At 45.9% G+C, this 24,767-nt stretch carries 22 protein-coding genes and 2 riboswitches; of the genes, 8 read left to right on the plus strand and 14 right to left on the minus strand.

Features of this window, described 5'->3' with window-relative positions:
* Positions 1-47: 47 nt before the first annotated feature.
* Positions 48-680, plus strand: a complete 633-nt coding sequence (locus tag LS482_RS15810) for an NAD(P)H-dependent oxidoreductase (RefSeq protein WP_233028479.1) — start codon at positions 48-50, stop codon at positions 678-680.
* Between the two features lie 64 nt (positions 681-744).
* Positions 745-1,941 (plus strand): DegT/DnrJ/EryC1/StrS family aminotransferase, encoded by a 1,197-nt coding sequence (locus LS482_RS15815; protein WP_233028480.1) that lies wholly within the window; start codon positions 745-747, stop codon positions 1,939-1,941.
* Between the two features lie 49 nt (positions 1,942-1,990).
* Here LS482_RS15815 and ribB read toward each other — a convergent pair whose 3' ends face one another.
* From ribB to LS482_RS15875, 12 genes are all read right to left on the minus strand, one after another.
* Complete coding sequence (gene ribB, locus LS482_RS15820; protein WP_233028481.1) at positions 1,991-3,130, minus strand: 3,4-dihydroxy-2-butanone-4-phosphate synthase; 1,140 nt, start codon at positions 3,128-3,130, stop codon at positions 1,991-1,993.
* 95 nt (positions 3,131-3,225) lie between these two features.
* Complete coding sequence (locus tag LS482_RS15825; protein WP_233028482.1) at positions 3,226-4,704, minus strand: LptF/LptG family permease; 1,479 nt, start codon at positions 4,702-4,704, stop codon at positions 3,226-3,228.
* A 63-nt stretch (positions 4,705-4,767) separates the two neighbouring features.
* Positions 4,768-5,412, minus strand: coding sequence for an outer membrane lipoprotein periplasmic chaperone LolA1 (lolA1, locus tag LS482_RS15830; RefSeq protein ID WP_496560027.1), 645 nt, complete (start codon positions 5,410-5,412; stop codon positions 4,768-4,770).
* Positions 5,413-5,453: 41 nt separating this feature from the next.
* Positions 5,454-7,931, minus strand: a complete 2,478-nt coding sequence (locus LS482_RS15835) for a DNA translocase FtsK (protein WP_233028484.1) — start codon at positions 7,929-7,931, stop codon at positions 5,454-5,456.
* An 84-nt stretch (positions 7,932-8,015) separates the two neighbouring features.
* Positions 8,016-8,375, minus strand: coding sequence for a diacylglycerol kinase (locus LS482_RS15840; protein ID WP_233028485.1), 360 nt, complete (start codon positions 8,373-8,375; stop codon positions 8,016-8,018).
* 81 nt (positions 8,376-8,456) lie between these two features.
* Complete coding sequence (gene tpx, locus LS482_RS15845; RefSeq protein ID WP_233028486.1) at positions 8,457-8,957, minus strand: thiol peroxidase; 501 nt, start codon at positions 8,955-8,957, stop codon at positions 8,457-8,459.
* 183 nt (positions 8,958-9,140) lie between these two features.
* Positions 9,141-9,398, minus strand: coding sequence for a DUF6952 family protein (locus LS482_RS15850; protein ID WP_233028487.1), 258 nt, complete (start codon positions 9,396-9,398; stop codon positions 9,141-9,143).
* A 95-nt stretch (positions 9,399-9,493) separates the two neighbouring features.
* Entirely contained in the window at positions 9,494-9,802 is a 309-nt protein-coding gene (locus LS482_RS15855; RefSeq protein WP_233028488.1) for a thioredoxin family protein, read from the minus strand.
* A 161-nt stretch (positions 9,803-9,963) separates the two neighbouring features.
* Entirely contained in the window at positions 9,964-10,602 is a 639-nt protein-coding gene (locus LS482_RS15860; RefSeq protein ID WP_233028489.1) for a peroxiredoxin, read from the minus strand.
* A 271-nt stretch (positions 10,603-10,873) separates the two neighbouring features.
* Complete coding sequence (gene nhaC, locus LS482_RS15865; protein ID WP_233028490.1) at positions 10,874-12,334, minus strand: Na+/H+ antiporter NhaC; 1,461 nt, start codon at positions 12,332-12,334, stop codon at positions 10,874-10,876.
* Between the two features lie 143 nt (positions 12,335-12,477).
* Positions 12,478-12,834, minus strand: a complete 357-nt coding sequence (locus LS482_RS15870; RefSeq protein ID WP_233028491.1) for a hypothetical protein — start codon at positions 12,832-12,834, stop codon at positions 12,478-12,480.
* Positions 12,835-12,844: 10 nt separating this feature from the next.
* On the minus strand, positions 12,845-14,041 hold the full coding sequence (locus tag LS482_RS15875) for an aminotransferase class I/II-fold pyridoxal phosphate-dependent enzyme (protein ID WP_233028492.1): 1,197 nt from the start codon (positions 14,039-14,041) through the stop codon (positions 12,845-12,847).
* Between the two features lie 283 nt (positions 14,042-14,324).
* Between LS482_RS15875 and LS482_RS15880 the strand changes: the two genes are divergently transcribed.
* A complete protein-coding gene (locus LS482_RS15880; RefSeq protein ID WP_233028493.1) occupies positions 14,325-15,320 on the plus strand; it encodes a terpene synthase family protein in 996 nt (331 codons plus the stop codon).
* 45 nt (positions 15,321-15,365) lie between these two features.
* Here the strand turns inward: LS482_RS15880 and metE are convergent, their stop codons facing one another.
* On the minus strand, positions 15,366-17,669 hold the full coding sequence (metE, locus tag LS482_RS15885) for a 5-methyltetrahydropteroyltriglutamate--homocysteine S-methyltransferase (RefSeq protein ID WP_233028494.1): 2,304 nt from the start codon (positions 17,667-17,669) through the stop codon (positions 15,366-15,368).
* Positions 17,670-17,842: 173 nt separating this feature from the next.
* A riboswitch (cobalamin riboswitch) is annotated at positions 17,843-18,051 on the minus strand.
* Between the two features lie 383 nt (positions 18,052-18,434).
* Positions 18,435-18,639, plus strand: a riboswitch (cobalamin riboswitch).
* Positions 18,640-18,705: 66 nt separating this feature from the next.
* Here metE and LS482_RS15890 point away from each other — a divergent pair.
* On the plus strand, positions 18,706-20,556 hold the full coding sequence (locus LS482_RS15890) for a TonB-dependent receptor plug domain-containing protein (protein ID WP_233028495.1): 1,851 nt from the start codon (positions 18,706-18,708) through the stop codon (positions 20,554-20,556).
* A 114-nt stretch (positions 20,557-20,670) separates the two neighbouring features.
* Here LS482_RS15890 and LS482_RS15895 read toward each other — a convergent pair whose 3' ends face one another.
* A complete protein-coding gene (locus LS482_RS15895) occupies positions 20,671-22,128 on the minus strand; it encodes a GFO_1087 family putative carboxy terminal peptidase (protein WP_233028496.1) in 1,458 nt (485 codons plus the stop codon).
* Between the two features lie 336 nt (positions 22,129-22,464).
* On the opposite strand from LS482_RS15895, the gene LS482_RS15900 reads away from it, so the two are divergent.
* From LS482_RS15900 to LS482_RS15915, 4 genes are all read left to right on the plus strand, one after another.
* The gene (locus tag LS482_RS15900) at positions 22,465-22,974 is read left to right on the plus strand and encodes a GFO_1088 family ECF-type sigma factor (RefSeq protein WP_233028497.1); all 510 of its coding nucleotides are present in this window, start codon (positions 22,465-22,467) and stop codon (positions 22,972-22,974) included.
* The gene (locus LS482_RS15905; protein WP_233028498.1) at positions 22,961-23,392 is read left to right on the plus strand and encodes a PG0215 family putative anti-sigma factor; all 432 of its coding nucleotides are present in this window, start codon (positions 22,961-22,963) and stop codon (positions 23,390-23,392) included. Before LS482_RS15900 ends, LS482_RS15905 begins: the two co-directional genes overlap by 14 nt.
* 210 nt (positions 23,393-23,602) lie before the next feature.
* Positions 23,603-24,124, plus strand: coding sequence for a GFO_1090 family protein (locus tag LS482_RS15910; protein WP_496560028.1), 522 nt, complete (start codon positions 23,603-23,605; stop codon positions 24,122-24,124).
* Positions 24,125-24,182: 58 nt separating this feature from the next.
* Complete coding sequence (locus LS482_RS15915) at positions 24,183-24,734, plus strand: GFO_1091 family lipoprotein (RefSeq protein ID WP_233028499.1); 552 nt, start codon at positions 24,183-24,185, stop codon at positions 24,732-24,734.
* Positions 24,735-24,767 lie beyond the last annotated feature (33 nt).

Below are 24,767 nucleotides of genomic sequence, written 5' to 3' on the forward strand. Positions count from 1 at the left end.
GATAAGTTTATCTTACTGGACCTCAGTTTTACCCAAAATATTATAAGATGGATATAATAGAACAGCTACGATGGCGCTATGCCACCAAAAAATTTGATGCTACGCGGAAATTACAGGATGCCCAGATTGAGATGCTCAAGGAAGCATTTAATCTTACGGCACTTTCCTTCGGGTTACAGCCTGTAAAACTTGTGATATTGAGCGACCAGGATAAAAAAGAAGAGCTGCTGCCCCATGCATTCGGTCAGCAACAGATAACGGATGCTTCACATCTGCTGATTTTTTGTATAGAAACGGTGATAGACGAAGAATTTATCCATAGTTATTTTGACAAGGTAAAGGCCGTACGCAATACATCGGAAGAAACCCTGAAACCCTACCGGGATTTTCTCATTGCCGACTTCAACAAAAAGACCAGTGAAGAAATAGAGGCATGGGCCAAAAACCAGGCATACCTGGCTTTGGGGAACCTGCTTACGGTGTGTGCTATCGAAGAAATAGACGCTTGCCCCATGGAAGGCTTTCTCCCTAAGAAATTCGACAAAGTACTTCAACTCGGTCAGGAAGGGTTGAAATCGGTACTGATAATGCCCGTGGGCTATCGCGCGGAAGATGATGAATTTTCTGCGATGGAGAAGGTGAGAAAGGACATCAGCGAAAGCGTAATAGAAATCAAATAATTGCTTGTGGCTCCAACCCCTGGATACAACAACTCAGTAACTCATTAACTAAACAATTAAATAAATGCCCGGATTTGAACTTTTCGGAGATACGGAACGAAAACATCTGAACGATGTAGTGGACAACGGTGTCCTTATGCGCTATGGCTTTGAAGGTATGCGCAAGGGACATTGGAAAGCCAGGGAACTGGAAGCGGCACTATGCCAAAAAATGCAGACCAAACACGCCCAGCTGGTGAGCAGCGGAACGGCCGCGCTCAGCGTAGCCCTTTCCAGTGCAGGAGTTGGTGCAGGTGACGAGGTGATTATGCCTGCTTTTACATTTGTGGCCAGTTTTGAATCGGTGATGGCGGTAGGAGCTGTTCCCGTACTTGTAGATATAGACGATACGCTTACGCTGGACCCGGTTGCGGTGGAAAAGGCCGTTACTGCCCGTACAAAAGTGGTGATGCCCGTCCACATGTGCGGTTCTTCGGCACAGTTGAAGGAATTAAAGGCGATTTGTGATAAACACGGTTTGTTGCTCCTGGAAGATGCCTGTCAGGCTATCGGAGCTACCTATGAGGGCAAACCCCTGGGAAGCTATGGCGACCTGGGCTGTTTTTCCTTTGATTACGTAAAGACCATTACCTGTGGTGAAGGTGGTGCCGTTATCACAAACAATGACCAATATGCCCAAAATGCTGATCACTATTCCGACCACGGGCACGATCACGTAGGGAAAGACAGGGGCGCCGAGCAACATCCGTTCCTCGGCTATAATTTTCGTATATCCGAACTGCATGCCGCAGTAGGGTTGGCACAGTTGTCCCGGTTGGATGAATTCCTGGGGATACAGAAAAGGAATTATACCATTTTACGTGAAGCTTTGAATACGGTTCCCGGAATAACATTCAGGCGCGTTCCCGAAGGGGCTGAAGAAAATTATTCATTCCTGAGCTTCTTTCTTCCTGACGAAAGTAGTGCCCGCAAGGCACATAAGGCTTTGGGAGAAGCAGGTGTGGACGGCTGTTTTTACTGGTACGATAACAACTGGCACTATGTAAGGCAGTGGCAGCATTTGAAAGAACTGAAATCCCCGGGCAAACTGCCGCAGGAGATCAGCACGGGAATGCCGGACTACCAAAACCGGGATTTTTCTGTTTCCGATGCTGTTATGGGCAGGACGATCTCTGTGCTTATAAAACTGGGCTGGACGGATGAAGAAGTGAATGATAGGGCGGAGAGGATGACCGGAGCCATAAGAGGTGCCATAAAATAAACCGTATAAAACGGAAGAACAAAAAAAGCCGGGATTTGCCCGGCTTTTTTTAGTAATTTACATATTCCACGATTTCCAGTCCGTAACCGATAATACCAACGCGTTTTGTTTGTTCCGAATTGGATACGAGCCGTATTTTCGAAATGTCCAGGTCGTGAAGTATCTGGGCACCGATACCAAAGTCCTTTTTGTCCAGGACAACTTTCGGTGCTTTTACGATTCCCTCTTTTTGTAATTCTTTTAAACGGCCCAGGCGTTTGAGCAGGTTGAGCGACTGGTTTTGCTGATTGATAAACACAATGGCGCCGCGACCTTCCTCATTGATCACCCGGAACATATTGTCCAGTTTTTTGTCGAGGTTGTTGGTCAGTGTTCCCAGGATATCATTGTTCACCAGGGTGGAATTGATACGGGTAAGTACGGGATCACCAAGTTTCCATGTCCCTTTGGTCAGCGCCAGGTGTACCTGGTTGTTTGTAGTCTGTACGTAGGCCCGTAAACGGAAATTGCCGAAACGGGTCTCTACATCAAAATCCTCTTTTTTCTCAATGAGGCTGTCGTGCTGCATGCGATAGGCGATAAGGTCTTCTATCGATACCAGTTTGAGGTCGAGCTTCTTTGCAATCTCGGCCAGTTGTGGCAGTCTTGCCATGGTGCCGTCTTCATTCATGACTTCTACGATCACCCCTGCCGGTTCCAGTCCGGCAAGGCGGGCAAAATCTATGGCAGCTTCGGTGTGTCCGGTCCTTCGCAGGACACCACCTTCCTTGGCGATCAACGGAAATATATGTCCCGGTCTGGCCAGTTCAAAAGGTTTGATGTCCGGATTGATAAGTGCTTCTACGGTCTTGGCCCGGTCTGCCGCCGAAATTCCCGTAGTCACCCCGTTGCCTCTGAGATCAACAGACACGGTAAAGGCGGTTTCCATAGGGTCCGTATTATTGTTTACCATGGCGTTGAGTCCGAGTTCCTTACACCTTTTTTCTGTAAGTGGCGCACATATAAGTCCCCTGCCGTGCGTGGCCATGAAATTGATCATCTCGGGAGAGACCATTTCGGCTGCAGCTACAAAATCTCCTTCATTTTCCCTGTCTTCATCGTCAACCACGATTATTATTTTTCCGTTGCGTATATCGGCGATAGCCTCTTCTATGGTGTTCAGTTTTATTTCTTCCATTGTGGTATTCATCGTTGCGGATTTCAGGTTACAAAGATACCTAATTTTTACGGGTTGCAGGCGGGAGTAACAGTGCTTTTCAATAGCAAATATGCAGGCGGAATTTCTTATTTATCCTTTTTAAACCGTTCAAAGAGCTTCCGGATAGGGTCGGTAATACTGTCCAGGTCAAAAACACCCTTGTCTGCAGTGGCCCTTCGGGTCAGAAATATCCCCAGGGGGAGCATCACAATGGTGGATAACCATGAGCCGAGAATAGGCGGAATACTGGCATCCTTGGCATAATTCCTGGCAAACATGCCCAGAAAGTGATAGGTAAGGAACAGGCCGATACCAACAACCATGGGAAGCCCTAATCCTCCCTTACGTATAATGGCCCCGAGGGGTGCACCTACAAAGAAGAGAATAACACAGGCAAAAGCCAGTGCATACTTGCTGTGCATGGCCATGATATAGTAGTTGAGTACCATATCTTTTCTTTGCAGTTCTTTTTTCTTGCTGTCTATGGTGTTGACTATATTGGTGATATTGCTTATGGCGATGTCCACTACCTGTTCCTTTTTCCTTTCGTCTACCAGGTCCAGGATGGCAGCCTGTACTTTTTGAGGGGGGGCGGATTGTTTTTGCGTTTGTTCCCTGCCGGCATTGACCGTATCGCTTTTTGTTTTCGGTTTGCGGTTGCGGTTCAGGGTAGTTATACCTGTGCGTTTATAAATATTATCACTGAAGTTGCGTACGGTATTGCTGTTGTTCAGTGCTATGGAATCGATAAGGTAATCCAGTTCGCTTACATTGTACATTTTGTAGGTGTTGTAACTTTCATCTTCAAAGTTGACATCATTGACTTCAGACAGGTCGACGTTCATCGTATACACCTCGAATTTTGCCTTGGCATGCGGGTAATCTTCAATTTTTTGGGGGTTGGAAGGTGTGTGGTCTTCGTAGTAATAACCGTCCATCAGTTTGAGTTTCAGGATATCGGATTTCTCGCTGCTGATAAGTTCGCCCTTTTCGGCTTTTATGACGGTTTTGTTTTGGCCCCGGGCATTTTTTTTATGGAGGATCACGTTCTCCAGAAGACGGTTGTCTTCCCCGTGTTTTTTTTCCACCTTGATATTCATTTCCATGATGTCGTTGAACATGCCTTCGGAAATGGCCATGGCAGGTTTTACCTTGGCAATGTTTTTTTTCAGGTTGTAGGCCTTGAATTCCGCCCTGGGAATAACGCTGTTTGCAAAATAAAAGGTGAATCCTCCCAGCGCTATCATAAATATAATAAGGCTCCGCATGGCCCTGTAGAGGGAAATCCCCGAAGATTTCATGGCGGCGAACTCATAGTTTTCGGCGAAACTTCCGAAAGTCATCAGCGAGGCCAGGAGTACGGTGAACGGAAGTACCGTAGGGACAAGGCTGGGGGAGTAGTAGAGCAGAAATTTTCCGATAACCCACAGGTCCAGTCCTTTTCCGGCGAGGTCATCTATAAACAGCCATATGGCCTGGAAAATAAAAATGATCATCAGTATGGAGAAGCAACTGATAAAGTTGAACAGGAATCGGGACAGGATATATCGGTCTAATATCTTCAAGGTGGCATAAATTTCAAACACCCGCTTCCGGCGCAATTATCGGTAGCAGGCGTTTGAGATGAATTATTGTTCTATGATATAATATCCTTCGTCCTCGTATTTCTTGGCATTGAACTTAAAAAGGTTTCCGGACAAAGGCTGATCGGTCTTGAACGAATTGACGGTGATGGTGGTCTTGGTACCGTTTTTACCTGTTTGTATCAGGTTATAGATGTGTTTGGTCTGTGCATCGATACCCAAGAGGATCTCCTTCATTTCGGCATTGGTGTCGATAGGGATAAGCCTGATATACTGAATTTGCCTGCCACGTACATTCTGCCGGATATCCCAGTTGTATTTATAGCCTTTCCGGTAAAACGTGAGCATTTTAGACGGGGTAATGGTATTGTCTTCTTCCGTGTCCGGGCTTTCGATCACGACTTCCTCGTTTTCCGGAATTATGGTCGCCACCTTCTTACCGTCAAATATCTTAGTGGCGCCGAGATAATTAAAAAGGTATTTATCGCCCTGAATGGTAACATCGCCCCGGGTTTCCTGGTGGATGTTCTCACTTTTGTTTTCCAGGGCATATTTGAAATCTACATAGATGTTGTCATAGCTTTTCACCTTCTGATACACTTCATCGAGCAATGCTTTCGCCTTTCCGGAATCCTGGGCGTACCCCAGTCCTGCGAGCATTAAAGCGATAACGGTAACAATCTTTCTTATGTCATTTACTGTTTTCATGTTTGTATTTGGTTACTGAGCCGTCAGCTCTCATTGTCATTTTGTTCGTTGTTCAGCAGCTGTTCGAGGGCAAGAGTATCGGGTATGAGTACCTGTCGCGCCTTACTGCCTTCGAAGGGGCCTACAATTCCGGCCGCTTCCAGTTGGTCGATAATCCTTCCGGCCCTGTTGTACCCCAGTTTCAGCTTTCGCTGCAAGAGTGATGCCGATCCCTGTTGTGCCATTACAATAACTTCCGCAGCTTCCCTGAAAAGGGCATCCCGTTCTTTGGTATCTATATCAATACCCGTGCCAGATTCTTCCCCCACATATTCGGGGAGCAGGTGCGCGTCGGGATAGGCCTTCTGGGAGCCTATAAAATCGGTTATTTTAGCCACTTCTGGGGTGTCTACAAAGGCACATTGCAGCCGTACAATGTCATTTCCTTGTGTATAGAGCATATCTCCCCGGCCTATGAGCTGATCGGCACCCTGGTTGTCCAGAATGGTCCTCGAATCGATCTTGGAGGTTACACGAAACGCTACCCGTGCCGGGAAATTGGCCTTGATAATTCCGGTAATTACATTAACAGAGGGGCGCTGTGTGGCAATGATAAGGTGAATACCAATGGCACGGGCAAGTTGAGCCAGTCTGGCAATGGGGGTTTCTACCTCTTTTCCGGCGGTCATGATGAGGTCGGCAAATTCATCTACGACCAGTACGATATACGGAAGGAATTTATGCCCGTTATTGGGGTTCAGCTTCCGCGCCTTGAACTTGGCGTTATATTCCTTGACGTTACGTACCATGGCATCTTTCAGCAGTTCGTAACGGTTGTCCATCTCGATACAAAGCGAGTTCAGGGTGTTTATCACCTTGGTATTGTCCGTAATGATCGCCTCTTCCGTATCGGGAAGTTTGGCCAGGTAATGCCGCTCTATTTTGTTGAAGAGGGTGAGTTCCACCTTTTTCGGGTCGACCAGTACGAATTTTACCTCTGCCGGGTGTTTTTTGTACAACAGCGAGGTCAGTATGGCGTTTAACCCTACGGATTTTCCCTGTCCCGTTGCACCGGCCATGAGCAGGTGGGGCATTTTGGCCAGGTCTACCACAAAGGTTTCGTTACTGATATTTTTACCCAGGGCCACGGGAAGTTCCATTTCGGCATTCTGAAAACGGGTGGAAGCAATAACCGACCGCATGGAAACGGTGGTGGGGTTCTTGTTGGGTACTTCAATACCGATAGTCCCCCTGCCCGGGATCGGGGCGATGATACGTATGCCAAGTGCAGCCAGTGAAAGGGCAATATCGTCTTCCAGGTTTTTGATCTTGGAGATCCGTATCCCGGCTGCCGGAACAATTTCATAAAGGGTCACGGTTGGCCCGATAGTGGCTTTTATCTGGGAGATATCGATCTTATATTGCTTTAAAGTCTCGACGATCCGGTTCTTGTTTTCTTCGAGTTCTTCCTGGTTGATGGTTATACCGCTTTGTCCGCCGTGCTCAACGAGCAGGTCCAGCGGAGGGAACTGATAATGGCCCAGTTCGAGTTTGGGGTCGAATTCCCCGAAATCCTGAACCAGTTTGTCCGAAAGGATATCGGTTTCCTCTTTTTCTTCTTCGACCTTTTCCACTTCCATTTTAATGTCGTCGTGATCTCCGCCTTCTGGGACATTGCGCTTTCCTGTTGCGGAAGAAGTGCTGTGGGTATCTTCTTCCGGAGCTATTTTTACTTCAAAAGAATTTTCGATATCCACGTCGGAGGTCTTGTCGATACGGGAGTAATTGGATGCGGCAGGCCCTTTTTCCTGTTTTTCCAGGGCTTCTTCAAAAGGCGACCGGGTATCTCCGCTTGTTTTTATAGCAGGTTCCTCCTTTTCCCGCCTGTCGGGTGATGCTGTTTGTGCCTTGTGAAAGTCTCTTCGTACGCCTTCCCGTACCCCGGCGAAATAAGTACCGATCTTTTCCGGTGTTATTTTCAGTTTTTTTACGGCGAACACGATAAGGCCAAAGAGAAGCAAAAGAATAACTCCTGTTTTTCCGGTATAATCCTGTAGAAAGTCGTTCATTTCATAGCCCACGACACCTCCGAGCAGGGGAGCCCTTGCAGCAAAGAAACCGAAAAAAACAGACAGCCATATAATGCTCAGTATCCCCCAGGTCCAGTGATTGACGACCTTCTTTCTGTTCAGCCCTATAAACCAGTGCAGTCCGGTAAGAAAAAACAGATAGATGAATACGAAAGCCGCAAGGCCGAACCCTTTGTAAATGAAAAAATAGCTCACCGAAGCCCCGAACTTATTGAGCCAGTTTTTGGCCTGGGCATTGCGGTCCGCAAATTCGGAAAGCAGGCTCTGGTCCTGTTGCCAGGTAAAGAAGAAAGAGATAAAAGCAATGCACAAGGCAATGCTCAACAACATACCCAGGCTCCCGAGAATGATCTTGTTTTGTTTTGAAAAAGTAAATCTTGAGGTTTTGGGCTTTGTCGAGGTAGCTTTTTTTCTGTTCCTTTTTTTAACCATTATATACGTTCGGTTTAATGCACTTGCCCCGGCAAGTTCAAGGCAAAAATACAAATTACAAACGTATGGGATTAAAATATATTTTTAAAATATTTTGGGAATATAGATTATGCATCCCGCAATAACTGCCATAACGGCAGCTATAAAGACGGCCCCCGCGGAGATGTCCTTTATAATACCGATTTTGTGATGATGGTCCGGGTGAACAAAGTCCGCTATTTTTTCGATAGCCGTGTTTACACCCTCAATACTCATGACCAGGGCTATGGTAAGCAGTTGCACCATCCACTCCGTTGCGGATATATGAAAGTAAAACCCCGCGACGGTAGCGAGAAGGCCTATGACAAACTGTACCTTGATACTGGCTTCCGTTCTGAACAGAAGCAGGGCACCCCTGGCCGCATAGCGGATACTTTTTAGCCTGTTTTTGAGGAAAACCCCCATTTTTATAGTGTTGGAAAGCTGAAAAAAGACAGTTGACAGCCAGGAGAGACTGCCAACTGCCGGTTATTTTTTTGAAATGAATTACTTCAACGCCGTGAGGGCGGCATCATAATCGGGTTCGTCAACGGTTTCCGAAACCTGCTGGGCGTGGACTACCTTGCCGTCTTCGTCAATAACCACGACAGACCTGGAAAGCAACCCGGAGAGCGGACCGTCAACAAATTCCACTCCGTAATCCTTGCCGAAGTTGCGCTCCCGGAAATCGGACAGTGTGATAACATTGTCCAGGCCCTCAGCGCCACAAAAACGGGCCTGGGCAAAAGGCAGATCGCGGGAAACACACAGTACGGCAGTGTTTTCCAGGGCAGATGCTTCCCGGTTAAATTTTCGTACGGATGCGGCGCAAGTGCCGGTATCCACGCTCGGGAAGATGTTCAGCACAACCTTTTTTCCCTTGAAGTCCTGAAGGGAGGCCGAAGACAGGTCGCTTTTTACCAGTGAAAAATCCGGTGCTTTTTGATTTACTCCAGGCAGTTCGCCTGCGGTGTTAATTGCATTTCCTTTTAGTGTTACTGTTGCCATATTTTAATTTTTTTTGATTTATCAGGTATTTTTTCGGGAAAGATAACGGTTTTCCCGGAGTGTCTGAGAGTGGTAAAGATAACCAAACTTTAAGGAAAAACCCGGGAGCCTGAAAAGAAAAAATCCCCTTTCCCGAAAAGAGAAAGAGGATGATCAGCAATTTTTTCCCAACCGGGTGGCCCGCTATTTGTCAATGGAGCCGAGGACCCTGCCCATAAAAGTGTTGAGGGCCTCTTTTCGCGGCATGCCGTCCTTCACCATTTTATCTACTTCCACGGCGCCGTACATATTGGAGATCAGTTCTCCTATAACATCCAGTTCTTCATCCTTCAGGGAAGGAACTTCGGTGAGCGCTTCCAGGGTTTCTATGGTTTCGATCACATAGTCCTGGTCGTTTTCTTCTATGAAGTTCGCCAGATGTTTGATTATCGGTAATTTCATGTGTTCCTTTTTTTGACAGCGGACGGGTGGCCGATGACAGATATTTTCCGAAATGTTACAGCCATCATCCGTCGCCGGTCATCTGCTCAACTGAATTACTTGTTTTCTTCGATAAACGATTTTAAAACGTCGGTCTTGTTGGTCTGCACCTGGTTCACCAGTTGTCCGTTCCTGAAAGCGGCAAAAGTGGGGAGATTGTCCACGCTGGCCAGTTTTCTGGATTCGGGGAATTTTTCCGCATCTGCCACGACAAAAGCCGCATTTTCGGTTTCCGAAGCAAACTTTTTGAACTTAGGCTTCATAATCCGGCAATTTCCGCACCAACCGGCTGAATATTGAACAAATACCGTATCGTTTCCGCCTACGATTTCAGACAAGTTGTCTTTATCTAATTCCTGTATCATATGCTCTCCGTTAAATTAAATTTCCAAATGCCAGGGAAGGTGAAAGTATCCCGATTTCACCGTTACCGGTATTTTACATTATTAAAATAAGGTTTTATAATTACGCGGTGAAATCGGGAAACCAAACACCAAAAACTCAGAACTTAAAGTCTTTAGTATCCTTAGTTTGCACTCAGGTACTCGGCAACTCCCGTTCTGGTTGCAGACATTGCTTCTTTACCGTCTTCCCAGTTGGCGGGACAAACTTCCCCGTTTTTCTGTACATGACTGTAAGCGTCAATAAGGCGTAAAAATTCATTTACATTCCGTCCTACGGGCATGTGGTTTACACTTTCGTGAAATACGGTACCTTCTTCGTCAATAAGGAAAGTAGCCCTGTAGGTTACATTGTCACCTTCGTATACATAGGAATCGGTCTCTTCGTTATAAACTTCGGACTGCAGGTCGAGTATGCGCAACATGTTGGCCAGATTACGGTTGCTGTCTGCAAGAAGGGGGTAGGTAACACCTTCTATACCTCCGTTGTCCTTGGAAGTATTGAGCCATGCAAAGTGTACTTCGGCGGTATCGCAGGAAGCACCTATAACAACAGTGTTTCTTTTTTCGAATTCCGGTAAAGCCGCCTGGAAAGCGTGCAATTCCGTAGGACATACGAAAGTAAAGTCTTTCGGATACCAGAACAGGATCACCTTTTTGTTGTTTTTTACTGCTTCTTCCAATACATTCACCTTGAATGTATCACCCATGTCGCTCATAGCGTCCACAGCTATGTTTGGGAACTTTTTACCTACTAATGCCATAGATAGTATTTTTTATTGGTTAAAATTTATCTACTGCAAAAATAGCATAGTATCCCGTCCTGACATATCACGATAGATTATAATATTTTATGGGTTGATAGAGGTTCTTAATGACGTTAGAAAAGGAGGGTGTTTTTTGTGTATTTGTTTGATAAATGACCTTTAAGTTGTCAGGTTGGGAATTTTATATGTAAATGATAAAAAGATTATTTTTTTATTTGTGACTTTCCTGTTTTGTTTTTTGTTCCGGTCCTTTGACGGTATTGGCGGGTTATTTTTTAGCGAGCTGTCTGATCTTGATGCGGAATGCGGCAAAGAACAGGGTCATGAACGGGCTGAGCCAGTTGAATATGGCATATCCGGCATAAGCTGCCGGAGAAACCCCCAGAACACCACTGTGATAGGCCCCACAGGTATTCCACGGGATCAAAACGGAAGTTACGGTACCGGAATCTTCCAGGCTCCTGCTCAGGTTTTCCGGGGCCAGTCCCTTATCCCTATAAGCTTTTGCAAACATTTTTCCCGGAACCACAATCGCCAAATACTGGTCTGATGCCGTGGCATTGAGTGCAAGGCAACTGGCCACCGTGCTGGCGAACAACCCGAATGTAGTGTGGAACAATTTTAAAAGACTGTCCGTTATTCTGGCCAGTGCACCAATAGCTTCCATAACGCCGCCGAATACCATGGCACAGATAATGAGCCATATGGTGCCCAGCATGCCGGCCATGCCCCCGGCAGAGAACAGTTCATTGAGCGCGGGATTTGAAGTTTCCACGGCTGTGTCTATGGTAATGGCATCCATAACCCCTCTGTAAGCGGAATGAAATGTAAGTGAATCTTCCCCGGCTATACGGACGATGATCTCCGGCTGAAAAATAATGGCAAAGGCACCGCCGAGCAGGGTGCCGATAAGCAGGGCTATGAGCGGTTGTGTTTTTCTTATGATCATGAGAATAACAAGCGCTGGGACAATAAATAACCAGGGAGAGATGTAGAAAGCTTCATCAATGGCAGCCAGGATACCTTGCGTATCCGGTTTTCCCGTGGTGTCTATCGTAAATCCGAGGATTATAAACACGATTAAAGTGACGGTTATGGTCGGTACGGTTGTAAAGGACATATAACGGATATGTGTAAAAAGATCGGTACCTGCCATGGCGGGGGCGAGATTGGTAGTATCGCTGAGCGGCGACATTTTATCGCCGAAATAAGCTCCCGAGAGTACGGCACCTGCCGTCATTCCCAGCGAAATGCCCAGTGCTTCACCGATACCTATCAATGCGATGCCCACGGTAGCCGAGGTTGTCCAGCTGCTTCCCGTGGCCACGGAAATAATGGCACAGATAATAACACAGGCGGCCAGGAATATCGTGGGGTTTAGTATTTGCAGACCGTAATAGATCATGGAAGGAATAATGCCGCTTACCAGCCATGTCCCCGAAAGCGCGCCCACCATCAGCAGGATTAAAATGGCCCCTGTAGTGGATTTCACGTTCTGGGCCACTTCGTCCATCATACGGCTGTAAGAAACCTTGTTGGCAAACCCTACTATGGCTGCAACCGCAGCACCGAGCAAAAGGATAAACTGGTTAGACCCGGAAAGGGCATCGTCCTTATAAACAAAAAGAACGTTGTATGCCAGCATTCCTATGAGTGCAAATACGGGGATAAGGGCTTCCCAAATAGACAGTTCCTTGTTCTCTATAATTTTATTGTCTTTGTCTTCCATATACGTTAAAAGTTGTAGCGGCCCGGGCATGCTTTTCGGTATAACAGGTGCCTTTTTCTTTCTTTACCCGGATTTTAGAGGCTGTAATAATACGATTTTGCAGAAATGTATACAAGTTTTATTAGAAAGTGAGAGGGTGAGAATTATTTTTCATAGGTGGACTTTATTTTTGATACGATTTTCAATATTTCGGTACCTCCGGAAGATAACTCATGCAATTCAGCAACGTTACCTGTCCCGGATTTTTTCAGGAGTTCATCGGCTTTTTCTACTACGATGCAGATGTTGGCATAACGTTCTCTTGCGGAGCGTCCCCGGCAGAAGGCCCTGAAGTTTGCTCCAACCGAAGTGGACGACTTCGCTGATTGATAGCTAACTATTTTGGTAGCAACATTTTTTTGAAGCATTTCCCAAAAGTCCAACACCTGCACAGCATGTTCCAATGTACGGTTTCTCATCTGCTCGTTAAATTCCGCATTTGTCATATAATCTTCTGACATTCTCATCCATTCATATCCCAAGGGCTTTCATGCATGCTTTCATCATGTCATAGGTTCGTTCGATGTCATTGTCAAGGCCGATGGAAAAACGGATAAGTCCGTCGGTAAGGCCCATTTGCTTTTGTTCTTCGGGAGCTATTTCCGATGAGGTGGAAGTCCCGGGGGCGCTGAAAAGCGTTTTGTAAAACCCGAGGCTTACGGCCAGGTAGCCCAGATTGCTGTGTTGCATGCGTTCCATCAGGGCATTGGCCTTGTCAAGCGATCCCACATCAAGGGTCATCATCCCCCCGAAGCCGTATTCGGGGTTCATCTGCTTTTTCATGGTTTCATGTCCGGGATGGGATTCCAGCCCGGGATAAACGACGCGAAAACCGTCTTTTTCAAACTGCCTGGCAAGGAACAGGGCATTTTCACTGTGTTTTTTTATCCGGATGTGCAGGGTTCTGAGGTTTTTAAGTACAGATGCCGCTCTCAGGCTGTCCATGGTACTGCCTAAAAGCATCCCTGCGCCGTCATTGACATCTTTCAGGGACAGGCAGAACTCCTTGCTGCCGCAAACCGCACCGCCCACACAGTCGCTGCTGCCGTTGATGAATTTCGTAAGGCTGTGGATAACCACATCCGCACCGTGTTGTGCCGGGGCTATGGTGAGCGGGGAAAATGTATTGTCTATAACCAGCGGAATATTGTGTTTTTTGGCAATAGCGGCCAATGCCTTGATATCGGCTATTTCCAGCAAGGGGTTGCTTACCGCTTCGCAATAGAGCATTCTGGTCTTTTCGGTAATGGCCGCTTCCACTTTTTCGGCTGAAGTGATATCCACAAAGGAGGTTTGAATATTCAGCCGGGGCAGGAAATTCTTCAGAAAGGCATAGGAACCCCCGTAAACCGTTCTTCCCGAAACTATGTGGCTCCCCGCATCGCAGCATTGCAGGATAACGGCGGTAATGGCTCCCATACCGCTGGCGGTGACATTGGCCGTTTCCGTACCTTCCAGGGCCGCGAGCGCTTCGCCCAGGTAAAGATTGGAAGGTGAGGAATGCCTTGAATACAGGTAACAGCCTTCCGTATTGCCTTCAAAAGTATCGAACATGGTCTTGGCCGAAAGAAAAGTGTAAGTGGACGAATCGGAAACGGAGGGGTTTACTCCGCCGAATTCACCGAAATATTGCAGGTCTTGTATCTTATTTGCAGGGTCAAATGCCATGAGAATCGGTTTTAAATTATTGAGGTTGCAATCTACCGAAACCGTTACATTTTGACAAGTTATTTTTTTGTTATTGATAATTTTTTTGAAAAATAACCGCTTATGTTTCAATAACAGGCTTTAAAAACGACTTTTTTTTACGTTATGTTTAATATGTGTGTTTTTGTTTCATGGAAATTTTCAGTGGAAATATTAGTTATTCTGAAGATAAAATCTTACATTAGAACTTAGGACACCTGCTCTTTCAGGCAGAAAATACAAACCGTAATTAAAAATCTACCCGATGCAAAAAGAATTTAAAGCTCCGGTACCAAAATATCCCTGGTCCTATTTTATCGGTCCCTTTGCCGAATCTCTTTATAGTGAAGAACGCCAATGGATAGATACCGATTATACTTTTATGTCCGGACCTACAAGAGAAAGGTACAAACGGCATGGCCTGGTACAGGCGGCATCTTATATGTTCCCCGCGGCAAAAACCATGGAACAGCTTCGCCCTATAGCCCGGTTTATGGTGTGGTTAACATTATATGATGACTATTACGAGGTTTGTCCTGTGGATGAATTAGAGCATATCAGAGACCATATAATGGATGTAATGCTGGGCAAAGCCCCTGAAGAGGGCGATATAGGCCTCATAAAGCAGGTAGCAAAAAGCAGGGAAGAATTCAAACCTTTTGTTTCAGACTACTGGTTTGAACGGTGGGCACAAAATTTTTACCGCTATACCACGTATGGTATAATGGAAGAAACACCTTATAAGTTATCCAAACAATATCCCACCTTAGACAACCTCCTGCTCATCCGGGAATATTCGATATCTATGTACCCTTACGGTGATCCTGTAGAGCCTTCTATTGGTTATATAGTACCGAGACACGTTTCCGAACACCCGGTTATAGAACGCCTTAAAATGTTGATGTGCCGTATTATGGCTATCCAAAATGATTTTGCTTCCCTGGAAAAAGAGCTTTTGGTGGATACAGAACTTTTAAATATAGTGTTTGTTCTACAGCATCAATATAAAATATCATTAGAGGAGGCCTGTGCAGAGGCCATGAATATACACGATGCATATGTCGAGGAATTTGACCGTCTCTATAGGAATTTGTCTGATTATGACTTCTACAATGAAGAGGTGGAAAGATTTGTATACCATATGATACTGATGATAACAGGGTTGGGGGCGTGGTATCAGCAAGGAATTTCTGATCGTTATACCGTTCCCGGGGCATTCCCGAAACCTGAATATGGTAAAAACATGAATAGTGCAAAATAAAAGAGGTTGTCTAAAATGACAACCTCTCAAATATAAAATTAAAGCCTAAGAAACAACCTGTTCTACTTTTTCCCTTATCTTTTTGGCTGCCTGTACCATATTGGTGAGGGCCGCTTCGGTCTCTTCCCACTTCCGGGTTTTAAGGCCGCAATCCGGGTTTACCCAGATATTCTCTTCCGGGAGTAAGGCGCTTGCTTTCCGGAGCAAGGTTACCATTTCTTCTACGGTAGGTACCCTCGGGGAGTGAATGTCGTAAACCCCCGGACCTATTTCATTCGGATATTTGAAATCTGCAAATGCTTCCAGGAGTTCCATTTGTGAACGCGAAGTTTCAATGGTGATCACATCGGCGTCCATGGCGGCAATGTGTTCAATGATGTCGTTAAACTCACTGTAGCACATATGGGTGTGTATCTGGGTTTCGTCCTGAACACCACTGGCAGCGATACGGAATGCCCCGATGGCCCAGTTCAGGTAGGCAGGCCAGTCCTTCTTTCGGAGTGGCAAACCTTCCCGTATGGCAGGTTCGTCGATCTGGATCATTGAAATACCTGCCTTTTCCAGGGCTACAACTTCATCCCTTATGGCCAGGGCAATCTGGAATGTAGTTGCCGAACGTGCCTGATCGTCCCGTACAAAAGACCATTGCAGGATGGTCACGGGGCCGGTAAGCATTCCCTTCACGATCCTGTCGGTATGTTGTTGTGCAAAGCGGCTCCAGCGTACGGTCATGTCTTCCGGCCGGCTTACGTCACCGTAGATGATCGGGGGTTTTACACACCGGCTGCCGTAGCTTTGTACCCAGCCGTTCCTGGTAAAGAGGAATCCTTCCAGCAGTTCCCCGAAATATTCCACCATGTCGTTGCGTTCAAATTCACCGTGGACCAATACGTCCAGTCCTATTTTTTCCTGGGTACGGATGGCTTCTATAGTGGCTTTTTCAATTCTGGCTTCGTATTCGGCCCGGGTGAGTTCACCTTTCTTTAACCTGGCCCGTAATCTCCGGATATCTGTGGTTTGGGGAAACGAACCGATGGTAGTAGTAGGGTAAAGTGGCAGCCCGAAACGGTTTTTCTGAATTTTTTGCCGAAGGGCAAAGCCCACGTGCCGGGTAGTGTCCTTCTCGGAAATGGCTGCTACCCGGTCCTTGACTTCCTGTTTGTGAATTTGCGATGATATACGCCTGCTTTCAATGGCCTTCCGGTTTTCTTCCAGCAGGCCCTCATTGCCTTCCAGGATATCGGAAAGATCGGATATTTCTCCCAGTTTTTGTTTTGCAAAGGCCAGCCAGTTCTTTATTTCGGGATCAATACCGGTTTCTGCATCCAGGTCGTAAGGTGTGTGGAGCAGGGAGCACGAAGGTGCTATAAACAGGCGTTCTTCACCGATTGCATCAATGGCCTTTCGGATGTAGTCCAGTGATTTTTCATAATTGTTTTTCCAGATATTGCGCCCGTCCACAACCCCGAGTGAGAGTGACAGGCTTTCCGGAGCTGCTTCCAATATGGCATCGAGCTGTTGCGGGGCCCGTACCAGGTCTATATGCAGGGCAGACACGGGCAGGGAAACGGCCAGGGCGGTATTGTCTCCCGGTTCCTCGAAATAGGTGGCTACCATAATGTTTATGCCCTTGCACGCTTTTGCAATGGCTTCGTAGGCTGTTTTGTAGGCTTCTTTTTCTTTTTCGGTAAGGTCAAGGGACAAAAAGGGTTCGTCGAGTTGTATCCATTCCGCGCCCAGTGCCTTGAGTTCGCTCAGGATTTCCACATAAACGGGAAGCAGTTTTTTCAGAAGGTCAATACGGTGAAAACCTTCTTCTTTTTCCTTGCCCAGTAACAAATAAGATACAGGGCCTATGAGTACCGGTTTCGGTGTTTTTTTTACTGCCTTTTTGGCTTCCGTGAACTCTTCGGTTATTTTGGAGGAGAACCATTTGAACTCCTGTTCTTTGTAAAATTCCGGAACGATATAATGATAATTGGTGTCGAACCACTTGGTCATTTCCATGGCCGTGATGTCCAGTCCGTCTTTCTGATAGCCCCTGGCCATGGCAAAGTACAGGTCGAGTTCGGTGTTTTCCCTGTTCTGTGTCAATACCGGGGTATAGCGTTTCGGAATGGCTCCCAGGGAAAGTGACATGTCCAGGACCTGGTCGTAAAAGCTGAAATCATTGCAGGGCACCAGGTCTATGCCCGCTTCCTGTTGTACGGTCCAGTTCTGCCTGCGCAGTTTTTCGGCGACCGAGAGGAGTTCTTCCCGGTCAATCTTGCCCGACCAGTACCGTTCACAGGCCTTTTTCAATTCACGACGGGCGCCGATACGGGGGTAACCCAAATTGTTTTTTTGCATTTTAAAATAGCATTAAGTTAAACATCAAATAAATCAATGTTCCCACTATTTTTCCGTATGCCTTAGAAGAATCGTAGAGGAGAGGATATGAAATATGAAGATGAACAGTACACCTTTCCGGTGCCATTCACCTGTAAAAATATCCCGACTACTGCTTCAAAACCGCGAAAGCATACGTCTCTGCATTATAAGCAAGTCTCCTGGCTCGTAACATTGCTGCCATCCTTCTCATCCTTTCGGGAGGACAATGGATCGTGTAGTTTGCGGCAGCAATTCTGCGTTACTCACAGTTGCGCGTCAGCCCGTGATTTTCACACGGTTCCTTTTTAAGAGATCGCCCCGACAGTCCGGGTGCAACCTCACTTATAATGGGAAATAGTATGTATGAACGGTACAAAGGTAGCTAATATCCCTGTAACAATCATGTTGGGAGTTACTTTATATGGATAAATAACAAATATGAAGTATGAGGTTAGAAATGAGAAGTCGGAAGTAAAGGGGATTGACGGAAGATAGGCAGGGTATTGATGACGGATGACCGGAGACCGGTGTTAATAATGTTGTGTATATTGATGTATTTCACTGTTTTAAAATCCATAAGACAAAATGAAGGTCTTCATTCCGGAAGGGATTTTTTCTTTTTTAAAAAGCGATCAGCACGGCAACCTGCAATAAGAACATCGTGTATCCGTGGCCCTTCTCCGGTGCCTGCACCATACACAGGAATTTCAAACCTCCGGCTTCATACTTCATACTTTAGTTTGTATCTTCGCGGCAAAATCTGGTTCGGCATTGCCGATGAAAAAGGGAACCGGGTGTGAAGCCCGGGCTGTACCCGCAACTGTATGCTCAGTCCCGTTTTGGGATGCCTGTTGCAATTACTTCGCTGCCACTGTCCCGATAACTGTCGGGGCGGGAAGGCCGGCAACAGGACGCAAGCCAGGAGACCTGCCGGATTTTAAAAACGGATGTCAAACTTTCGGGATAAAAGTTTGCGCATGCACAGCCATGCTTTTTTCCCAATTATTACACAAAAATGAAAAAAAGAACAATTACTTTCGGTGCATTGTCACTGTTATGCGCTGCGGGCTTTGCCCAGGAAGTACAGCAACTGGACGAAGTGGTGGTCGCCGATTCCCGCTTTGAACTGAAACGTGAAAATTCCGGGAAAACGGTTATTAAGATCACGGCCGAAGAACTGGAAAAGAACCAGGGAAAGAGTCTGGCAGAGGTGATCAATACCAAAAGCGGTATTGAGATCGGGGGTAGCCGGAGTAATGCCGGACAAAATCTCGGTTATTATATCCGGGGCGGGGCCAACCGGCAGGTGCTTGTGCTCATAGATGGGGTACAGGTTTCCGACCCGTCGGCTATTTACAATGATTTCGATTTGCGGCTGGTGGACCTGAGCCAGGTGGAATCGGTAGAGATCGTTAAAGGGGCGGCAAGTACGCTTTACGGAAACGCCGCCGCTACGGCAATGATAAACATTACTACCAAAAAAGCGACAGCTAAACTCTTGTCGGCAACCTTCCGTTCGAGTGTAGGTACCAATCAGGCCCATAATGACCAGGACTATGACCTGGCTGATTTTTCCAATAGCGTGGCCGTTAGCGGAACTTCGGGCAGGGTAAATTACATGGCCGGGTTTTCCCAGCAGTACACCGACGGATTGTCCGCAGCAGTTTCGGGTACGGAAAGGGACCCTTTTTCGCGTTTTAATACCAATGTGAAAGTAGGGTATGAGGCCTCAGAGCGTTTTTCCGTGGATGTGTTTGGGAATTACGATAAGTTTAAGGTGGATATTGACGGTTATACCGATGCGGGTTTTGCGGATACGCCGGACCAAAGTATCAGTAAACAATACCGTGCGGGGATCGCTCCGAAATTCAGTTATACGAACGGAAGTGTACAGGCCAGTATAGCTTATAACAAAATAGAACGGGAAACGAAGTCTGATTTTCCCTCGGCCTATAATGCCAACAGTCTTGTGGCAGATGTATATAACAAATACAATTTTAACGACAGTTTTTATACCATCGTAGGATTGAACTATATCCGTAACGAAGCCGAATTTGACAGGGACCGGGATTTTACCATCACTGATCCGTATGCCAATGTGGTTTGGGTGTCCGGTTTCGGGTTGAATGTGAATGCGGGAGCCAGGCTGAACAACCACAGTGAATACGGTACGCATTTTACCTATAACCTGAACCCTTCCTTTACATTTTCATTACAGGATAACAGTTATATCAAGGCCCTGGGGTCATTCAGTACCTCCTATATAGCGCCGAGCCTGTCGCAACTCTACGGCGCTTTCGGTCCTAACCCGGACCTGGACCCCGAAGAAGACCGGACACTGGAAGGCGGACTGGAATTCGGTTCCGGTGTATGGCGGTTGAGCGCATTGTATTTTAACAGAAATGAGGAAAACCGGATCGATTACCTGCTTATTGACCCGGATAATTTCATATACCAGTACTGCAATGTGGCGGGAGATTTTACCGTAAACGGGGTAGAAGCCGAGGTTTCCGTAAAACCTGTGGATTTTGTGCAGCTGGATGCCAATTACACCTTTACGGAAAACCGTGACCAGGTAGCGCTGCGTATTCCCAAACATAAAGTGAACGCCACGGCCGGGTTTAACCTGTGCCCGACCACTTTCGCCTCGGTAAGCTACCAGTATATGGACGACCGCCTCGACTCGGGGAACATACAAATGGACAGCTTTTCTACTTTTGATGTGTATTTAAGCCACGACATCTTGAAGAACAAGATGAAACTCTTTGCTAACGTAAGCAATATCTTTAATGAGGATTATGTGGAGTTGGCAGGGTATACTACGAAAGGGAGGAATGTAAGAGTCGGGTTTAGTTTGGTGTTTTAGACTGAGAACAAAAGATAATTTGGAAGGTGTTTAAAAAGTAGTTTACCCTGAGCGACAGCCGAAAGGCCTGGAGTGACAGAAACATGGAAATCCACTTTTTAGACACCTTCTTTTTTATTTCAGTTTTTCAGGCGCTATATACATATTGTCTTTCATAGGCGTAAAATGTTTGGAATCGGTGAGATCATGAATTGGCATTTCAGGCCAGATTTCCAGTGATCTTGCGGAAATACCGGTAATTTCCTGTATGGCTCTTGCCAGTAAAGGTTCATTCGCGTTTCCTAACACTCCAAGATCTTCCAAGTCTTCCTGAAATTTGATGTCGGGTTCCAGTCCTTCAGTATAATCTGAAAAACCGTCGGCGTTTTCATTCCTGCCTAAAAGGGGTTGCATCCCCCAGGTATGATTTTTATTAATATTATTTGAACGATTTGAATTGTAGATATAGCTATTGCCGGGGTCATCCACCAGGGTTACGGAAAATTCATTTTTCCCCGTAGTGGTTGTCCCGATGTGTACTACATTAATATAAGGGTCTAATCCGTTTATAATCAGTTCGCTTGCTGAAGCGCTGCTTCCCAGTGCCAATACATATACCTGATTAAGTTCTAAACTGTTTATGGCACTTCCGTCTGAAAGTTCATCCGGGAAATAATCTTCCAGGTCACTGTCTGGAAACTGAGATTGTACCTTGTCGTTGTACCGTTGCCTGATAAAGAGCTCTCCGGTAAACTGTCCGGTAATCATACTGGATAATTGAAGTGCCGATCTTACGGAACCCCCTGGATTGTATCGTAGATCGAGAACCAGATCAGTGATCCCTTCACTTTTAAATTCTCCGAAAACAGCATTTAATTCAGTGTCGAAGGTTCTTGTAAAACCGTTATACATCAGGTAGCCGATTTTACGCCCTCCCTGTTCGGTAATGGTATGAACAAATACGGGGTTTTCGGTATATTCATGCTTAATAAGTGACACTTCTTCCCCATTGGGGGTTATTGTACTGTTTTCAATATCGGCCATGTTCAGTGTGTATGAATCATTTTGCCCGAACAGTAAATCCTGGTAATTGTTAACGGTGAGTGTAGTACCGTTTACCCCCGTAAATATATCTCCACGGTGTATATCCTTTGTAGATGCATCTGAGTCCGGAAGGATATACCGAACATAACCAAAAACATCGTTGCTGTTAGAGAATTGAACCAAACCAAACTCTACACCATTTGTCTTGTATATGCCTTGCTGGGAATTGATAAGATCATTATAATCTTCTTCGATCCAGGAAAAGCGGTCTCTGTCTGATTCACTTCTGTAGTATTTTAAGTGATCGAACAGTTCTGCCGGATCGGAATAACTGCTTAAAAAGTCCTGGTATTCCTGATTGGAAGAAAACCGTGTGTCACTTAAATCCTCAACATCCCCCTGCCAGAAATACCAAAGGTTCAACCCCTTCCATATAAAATCCTGCACTTCCAGGTTTTCCGAAGGGTTGGGAACAAATGCGTCGTCGTCCTTGTCTGAACAACTCCAAAAAATAAAGCCCGTTATAAAAAGATAAAAAAGCTTTTTCATAGATTTAGGTTTTTGGCCGTAAAAACAAAATCGGGGGTTCCTTGTCTTCAGGGCCCGTTAGGATTGAGTTAAAATAATTAAGAGCATTAACAAACAACCATTCCGGTTGTTTGTCTAAGAAGGAGAGGGGCGTATATCTTATTATAAAACGCTAAATTTACTCTAATTATTGGCTTTTGAAAATTTTTTGTAACATTTTTTAATCTGGTTCGTCTTCCTTATGAGTTGATGAGTTGATGAGTTGATGAGTTGATGAGAAAATATTAACTAGCAAAATACAAAACACCTCCAGGACTCCCAAACTCCTCAACTCCAAAACTAACCAGTTAATTAAGTATGAAGCAGGCAGAGTTTTTGCATACGGTAATGCCTTTTAAGGACAAGTTGTTCCGGCTGGCCAAACGACTTCTCGTATCTACCGAAGAAGCTGAAGATGCCATGCAGGAGGTGTTGCTGAAATTGTGGACCAACAAAAGTAAAATAGCGACTTACCGGAGTGTGGAGGCCTTTGCGGTGACAGCGACCAAAAATTACTGCCTGGACCGGTTGCGCTCCAAACAGGCCGGAAACCTGAAACTAGTGCACAGCAATTATACGGACGAGAACACTTCCCTGCAACGGCAACTGGAAGCCCGGGACAGTGTATCCCTGATGCAGGAAATCATGGAGCGGCTTCCGGAACAGCAAAAAATTATTTTACAGCTCAGGGACGTGGAACAATATGAATTTGAAGAAATAAGTGACATGCTGGACATGAACCCTACCGCAGTGCGGGTAGCCCTTTCCAGGGCCAGGAAGACAGTCCGCGAAGAACTGATAAAAAAACACAATTATGGAGTTGGCTAAGATAGAACAATACATCGAAAAATATTTTGAGGGCACAACCACTTTAGCGGAAGAAAAAGTCCTGAAAACCTATTTTTCACAGGATGAAGTGGCCCCGCACCTCCGGGCGTACCAGCCGATGTTCCGTTTTTTTTCTGAGGCGAGGGAAGAAAAATCGGCCAGGGAATTCCGTCTGAGGTCCGGCAGGAAACGGTATTACGCCTGGTTTTCCGTAGCAGCAACAGTAGTTATAGCATTGGGGGTCTGGTTATCCGGTGGTCCTTCCACGGAAGAAAAAGAAGCGCTGCTGGCCTATGAAGAAACCGTACAGGCCCTCTATATGGTGGGTAAAAATCTCAATAAAGGGGCAAATAAAATGGAATACCTGAACGAATTTGAAGCAGCGAAAAACAAGATATTACCTCCGGAAAATAAATAGTTAAGAGAAAAAGAAACTGAAAAACAGGTGAATATATCCGGATTTTAAAAGGGGTAATAATAGAAGAAGGAAAAACAAAACAATAACGATTTTACAGTAAAAACAGAAAAAATGAAAAAGTTGAAGGCATTCAATGGCACTTTCCGGTCGGAAAGCCATAGGAAACAAGAAAGAACCACAGGATTAACCCAAATGACAGGCAGGAAGTGGATGGTGTGTATGTTATTGGCCGTACTGCCTTTCCTCGGGTTCTCACAGTCCGTTTTCGACAGGTTCGAAGCGATGGACGACGTGTCGGCCGTAGTGGTTAATCAAAATATGTTCAAGCTATTCTCCAGGATAGAAGCAGATGATCCGGAGGCCCGGGAGTTCATGGACATGGTAAAGACCCTGAAAAACCTGAAAGTGTTTACGACGGAAAACAAAACCATTGCCCGTGAGATGCGGTCCACGATGGATGAGTATATCAAAGATGCTTCTTTGGAAGAGCTGATGCGGATAAAGGACGAGGATTCCAATGTGAAGTTTTATATCAGGCCGGGCCGCGATGAGGACCATGTAAGTGAGCTCCTGATGTTTGTTTCAGGGTTGAAGGAAGTGGAAGTGCACGGTAAAAAACTGGAAACCGTATTGCTGTCGCTTACCGGTGATATTGACCTGAACAAAATAAGTATGCTCACCAAAAAAATGAACCTTCCCTCCGAACTGGATGAAGCGGGAAAAAACAAATAATTAAACCTGCGGATGAAAATGTGGCAGGCACACCAATTTCAACTTAAAAAACATACCGATGAAACGACGACATAATTTATGGAAGGGGATTGTATTGGGAATGCTTCTCCTGGTGATGGGAGCATGCAGCAATAAGCAAAGCCTCCAGCGATATTACGTGGACAGTGTGGAGAAAGAGGGGTTTGTAAGCCTTGATATCCCTTCGGGGATGCTCAATATTACCAATGCGGAACTTACCGAAGACCAGAAGGAAGCCTATAATTCCATAAAAAAACTGAATGTCCTGGCCCTGCCGGTAACTGCTGAAAACAGATCGGTTTACGAAGCGGAAAAAGCAAAGGTGAACAGTATACTTTCCGGAGAAAACTTTCACGACCTGCTCCGGCTGTCTGACAAAAACAAACGGGCGGTGCTGAAATACCTGGGAAATGAGGACGCCATAGAAGAGGTCATATTCTTCGGAACGGATAACGACCGTGGTTTTGCCCTTGTCCGTATCCTCGGCAAGGACATGAATCCCGAAAAGATGGTAGAATTCATCAAGATCATCGAAAAAGCCGATATTGACGATGATAAACTCGGCGAGTTAAAGGGGCTTTTCGGCGAGTAGGGTTTTGTAATATCCATTGAAAAAGGCTTCGAT

It is taken from the genome of Sinomicrobium kalidii, from assembly GCF_021183825.1.
Classification (GTDB): Bacteria; Bacteroidota; Bacteroidia; order Flavobacteriales; family Flavobacteriaceae; genus Sinomicrobium; species Sinomicrobium kalidii.

Coding starts and splice junctions, on each gene's coding strand:
- nhaC (WP_233028490.1), bottom strand. CDS start 12,334: ATGGAAGACAAAGACAATAAAATTATAGAGAACAAGGAACTGTCTATT.
- LS482_RS15850 (WP_233028487.1), bottom strand. CDS start 9,398: ATGAAATTACCGATAATCAAACATCTGGCGAACTTCATAGAAGAAAAC.
- LS482_RS15810 (WP_233028479.1), top strand. CDS start 48: ATGGATATAATAGAACAGCTACGATGGCGCTATGCCACCAAAAAATTT.
- LS482_RS15855 (WP_233028488.1), bottom strand. CDS start 9,802: ATGATACAGGAATTAGATAAAGACAACTTGTCTGAAATCGTAGGCGGA.
- LS482_RS15840 (WP_233028485.1), bottom strand. CDS start 8,375: ATGGGGGTTTTCCTCAAAAACAGGCTAAAAAGTATCCGCTATGCGGCC.
- LS482_RS15860 (WP_233028489.1), bottom strand. CDS start 10,602: ATGGCATTAGTAGGTAAAAAGTTCCCAAACATAGCTGTGGACGCTATG.
- tpx (WP_233028486.1), bottom strand. CDS start 8,957: ATGGCAACAGTAACACTAAAAGGAAATGCAATTAACACCGCAGGCGAA.
- LS482_RS15875 (WP_233028492.1), bottom strand. CDS start 14,041: ATGGCATTTGACCCTGCAAATAAGATACAAGACCTGCAATATTTCGGT.
- metE (WP_233028494.1), bottom strand. CDS start 17,669: ATGCAAAAAAACAATTTGGGTTACCCCCGTATCGGCGCCCGTCGTGAA.
- LS482_RS15905 (WP_233028498.1), top strand. CDS start 22,961: ATGGAGTTGGCTAAGATAGAACAATACATCGAAAAATATTTTGAGGGC.
- LS482_RS15815 (WP_233028480.1), top strand. CDS start 745: ATGCCCGGATTTGAACTTTTCGGAGATACGGAACGAAAACATCTGAAC.
- LS482_RS15895 (WP_233028496.1), bottom strand. CDS start 22,128: ATGAAAAAGCTTTTTTATCTTTTTATAACGGGCTTTATTTTTTGGAGT.
- LS482_RS15900 (WP_233028497.1), top strand. CDS start 22,465: ATGAAGCAGGCAGAGTTTTTGCATACGGTAATGCCTTTTAAGGACAAG.
- LS482_RS15835 (WP_233028484.1), bottom strand. CDS start 7,931: ATGGTTAAAAAAAGGAACAGAAAAAAAGCTACCTCGACAAAGCCCAAA.
- LS482_RS15880 (WP_233028493.1), top strand. CDS start 14,325: ATGCAAAAAGAATTTAAAGCTCCGGTACCAAAATATCCCTGGTCCTAT.
- LS482_RS15910 (WP_496560028.1), top strand. CDS start 23,603: ATGGTGTGTATGTTATTGGCCGTACTGCCTTTCCTCGGGTTCTCACAG.
- LS482_RS15890 (WP_233028495.1), top strand. CDS start 18,706: ATGAAAAAAAGAACAATTACTTTCGGTGCATTGTCACTGTTATGCGCT.
- LS482_RS15915 (WP_233028499.1), top strand. CDS start 24,183: ATGAAACGACGACATAATTTATGGAAGGGGATTGTATTGGGAATGCTT.
- ribB (WP_233028481.1), bottom strand. CDS start 3,130: ATGAATACCACAATGGAAGAAATAAAACTGAACACCATAGAAGAGGCT.
- LS482_RS15870 (WP_233028491.1), bottom strand. CDS start 12,834: ATGTCAGAAGATTATATGACAAATGCGGAATTTAACGAGCAGATGAGA.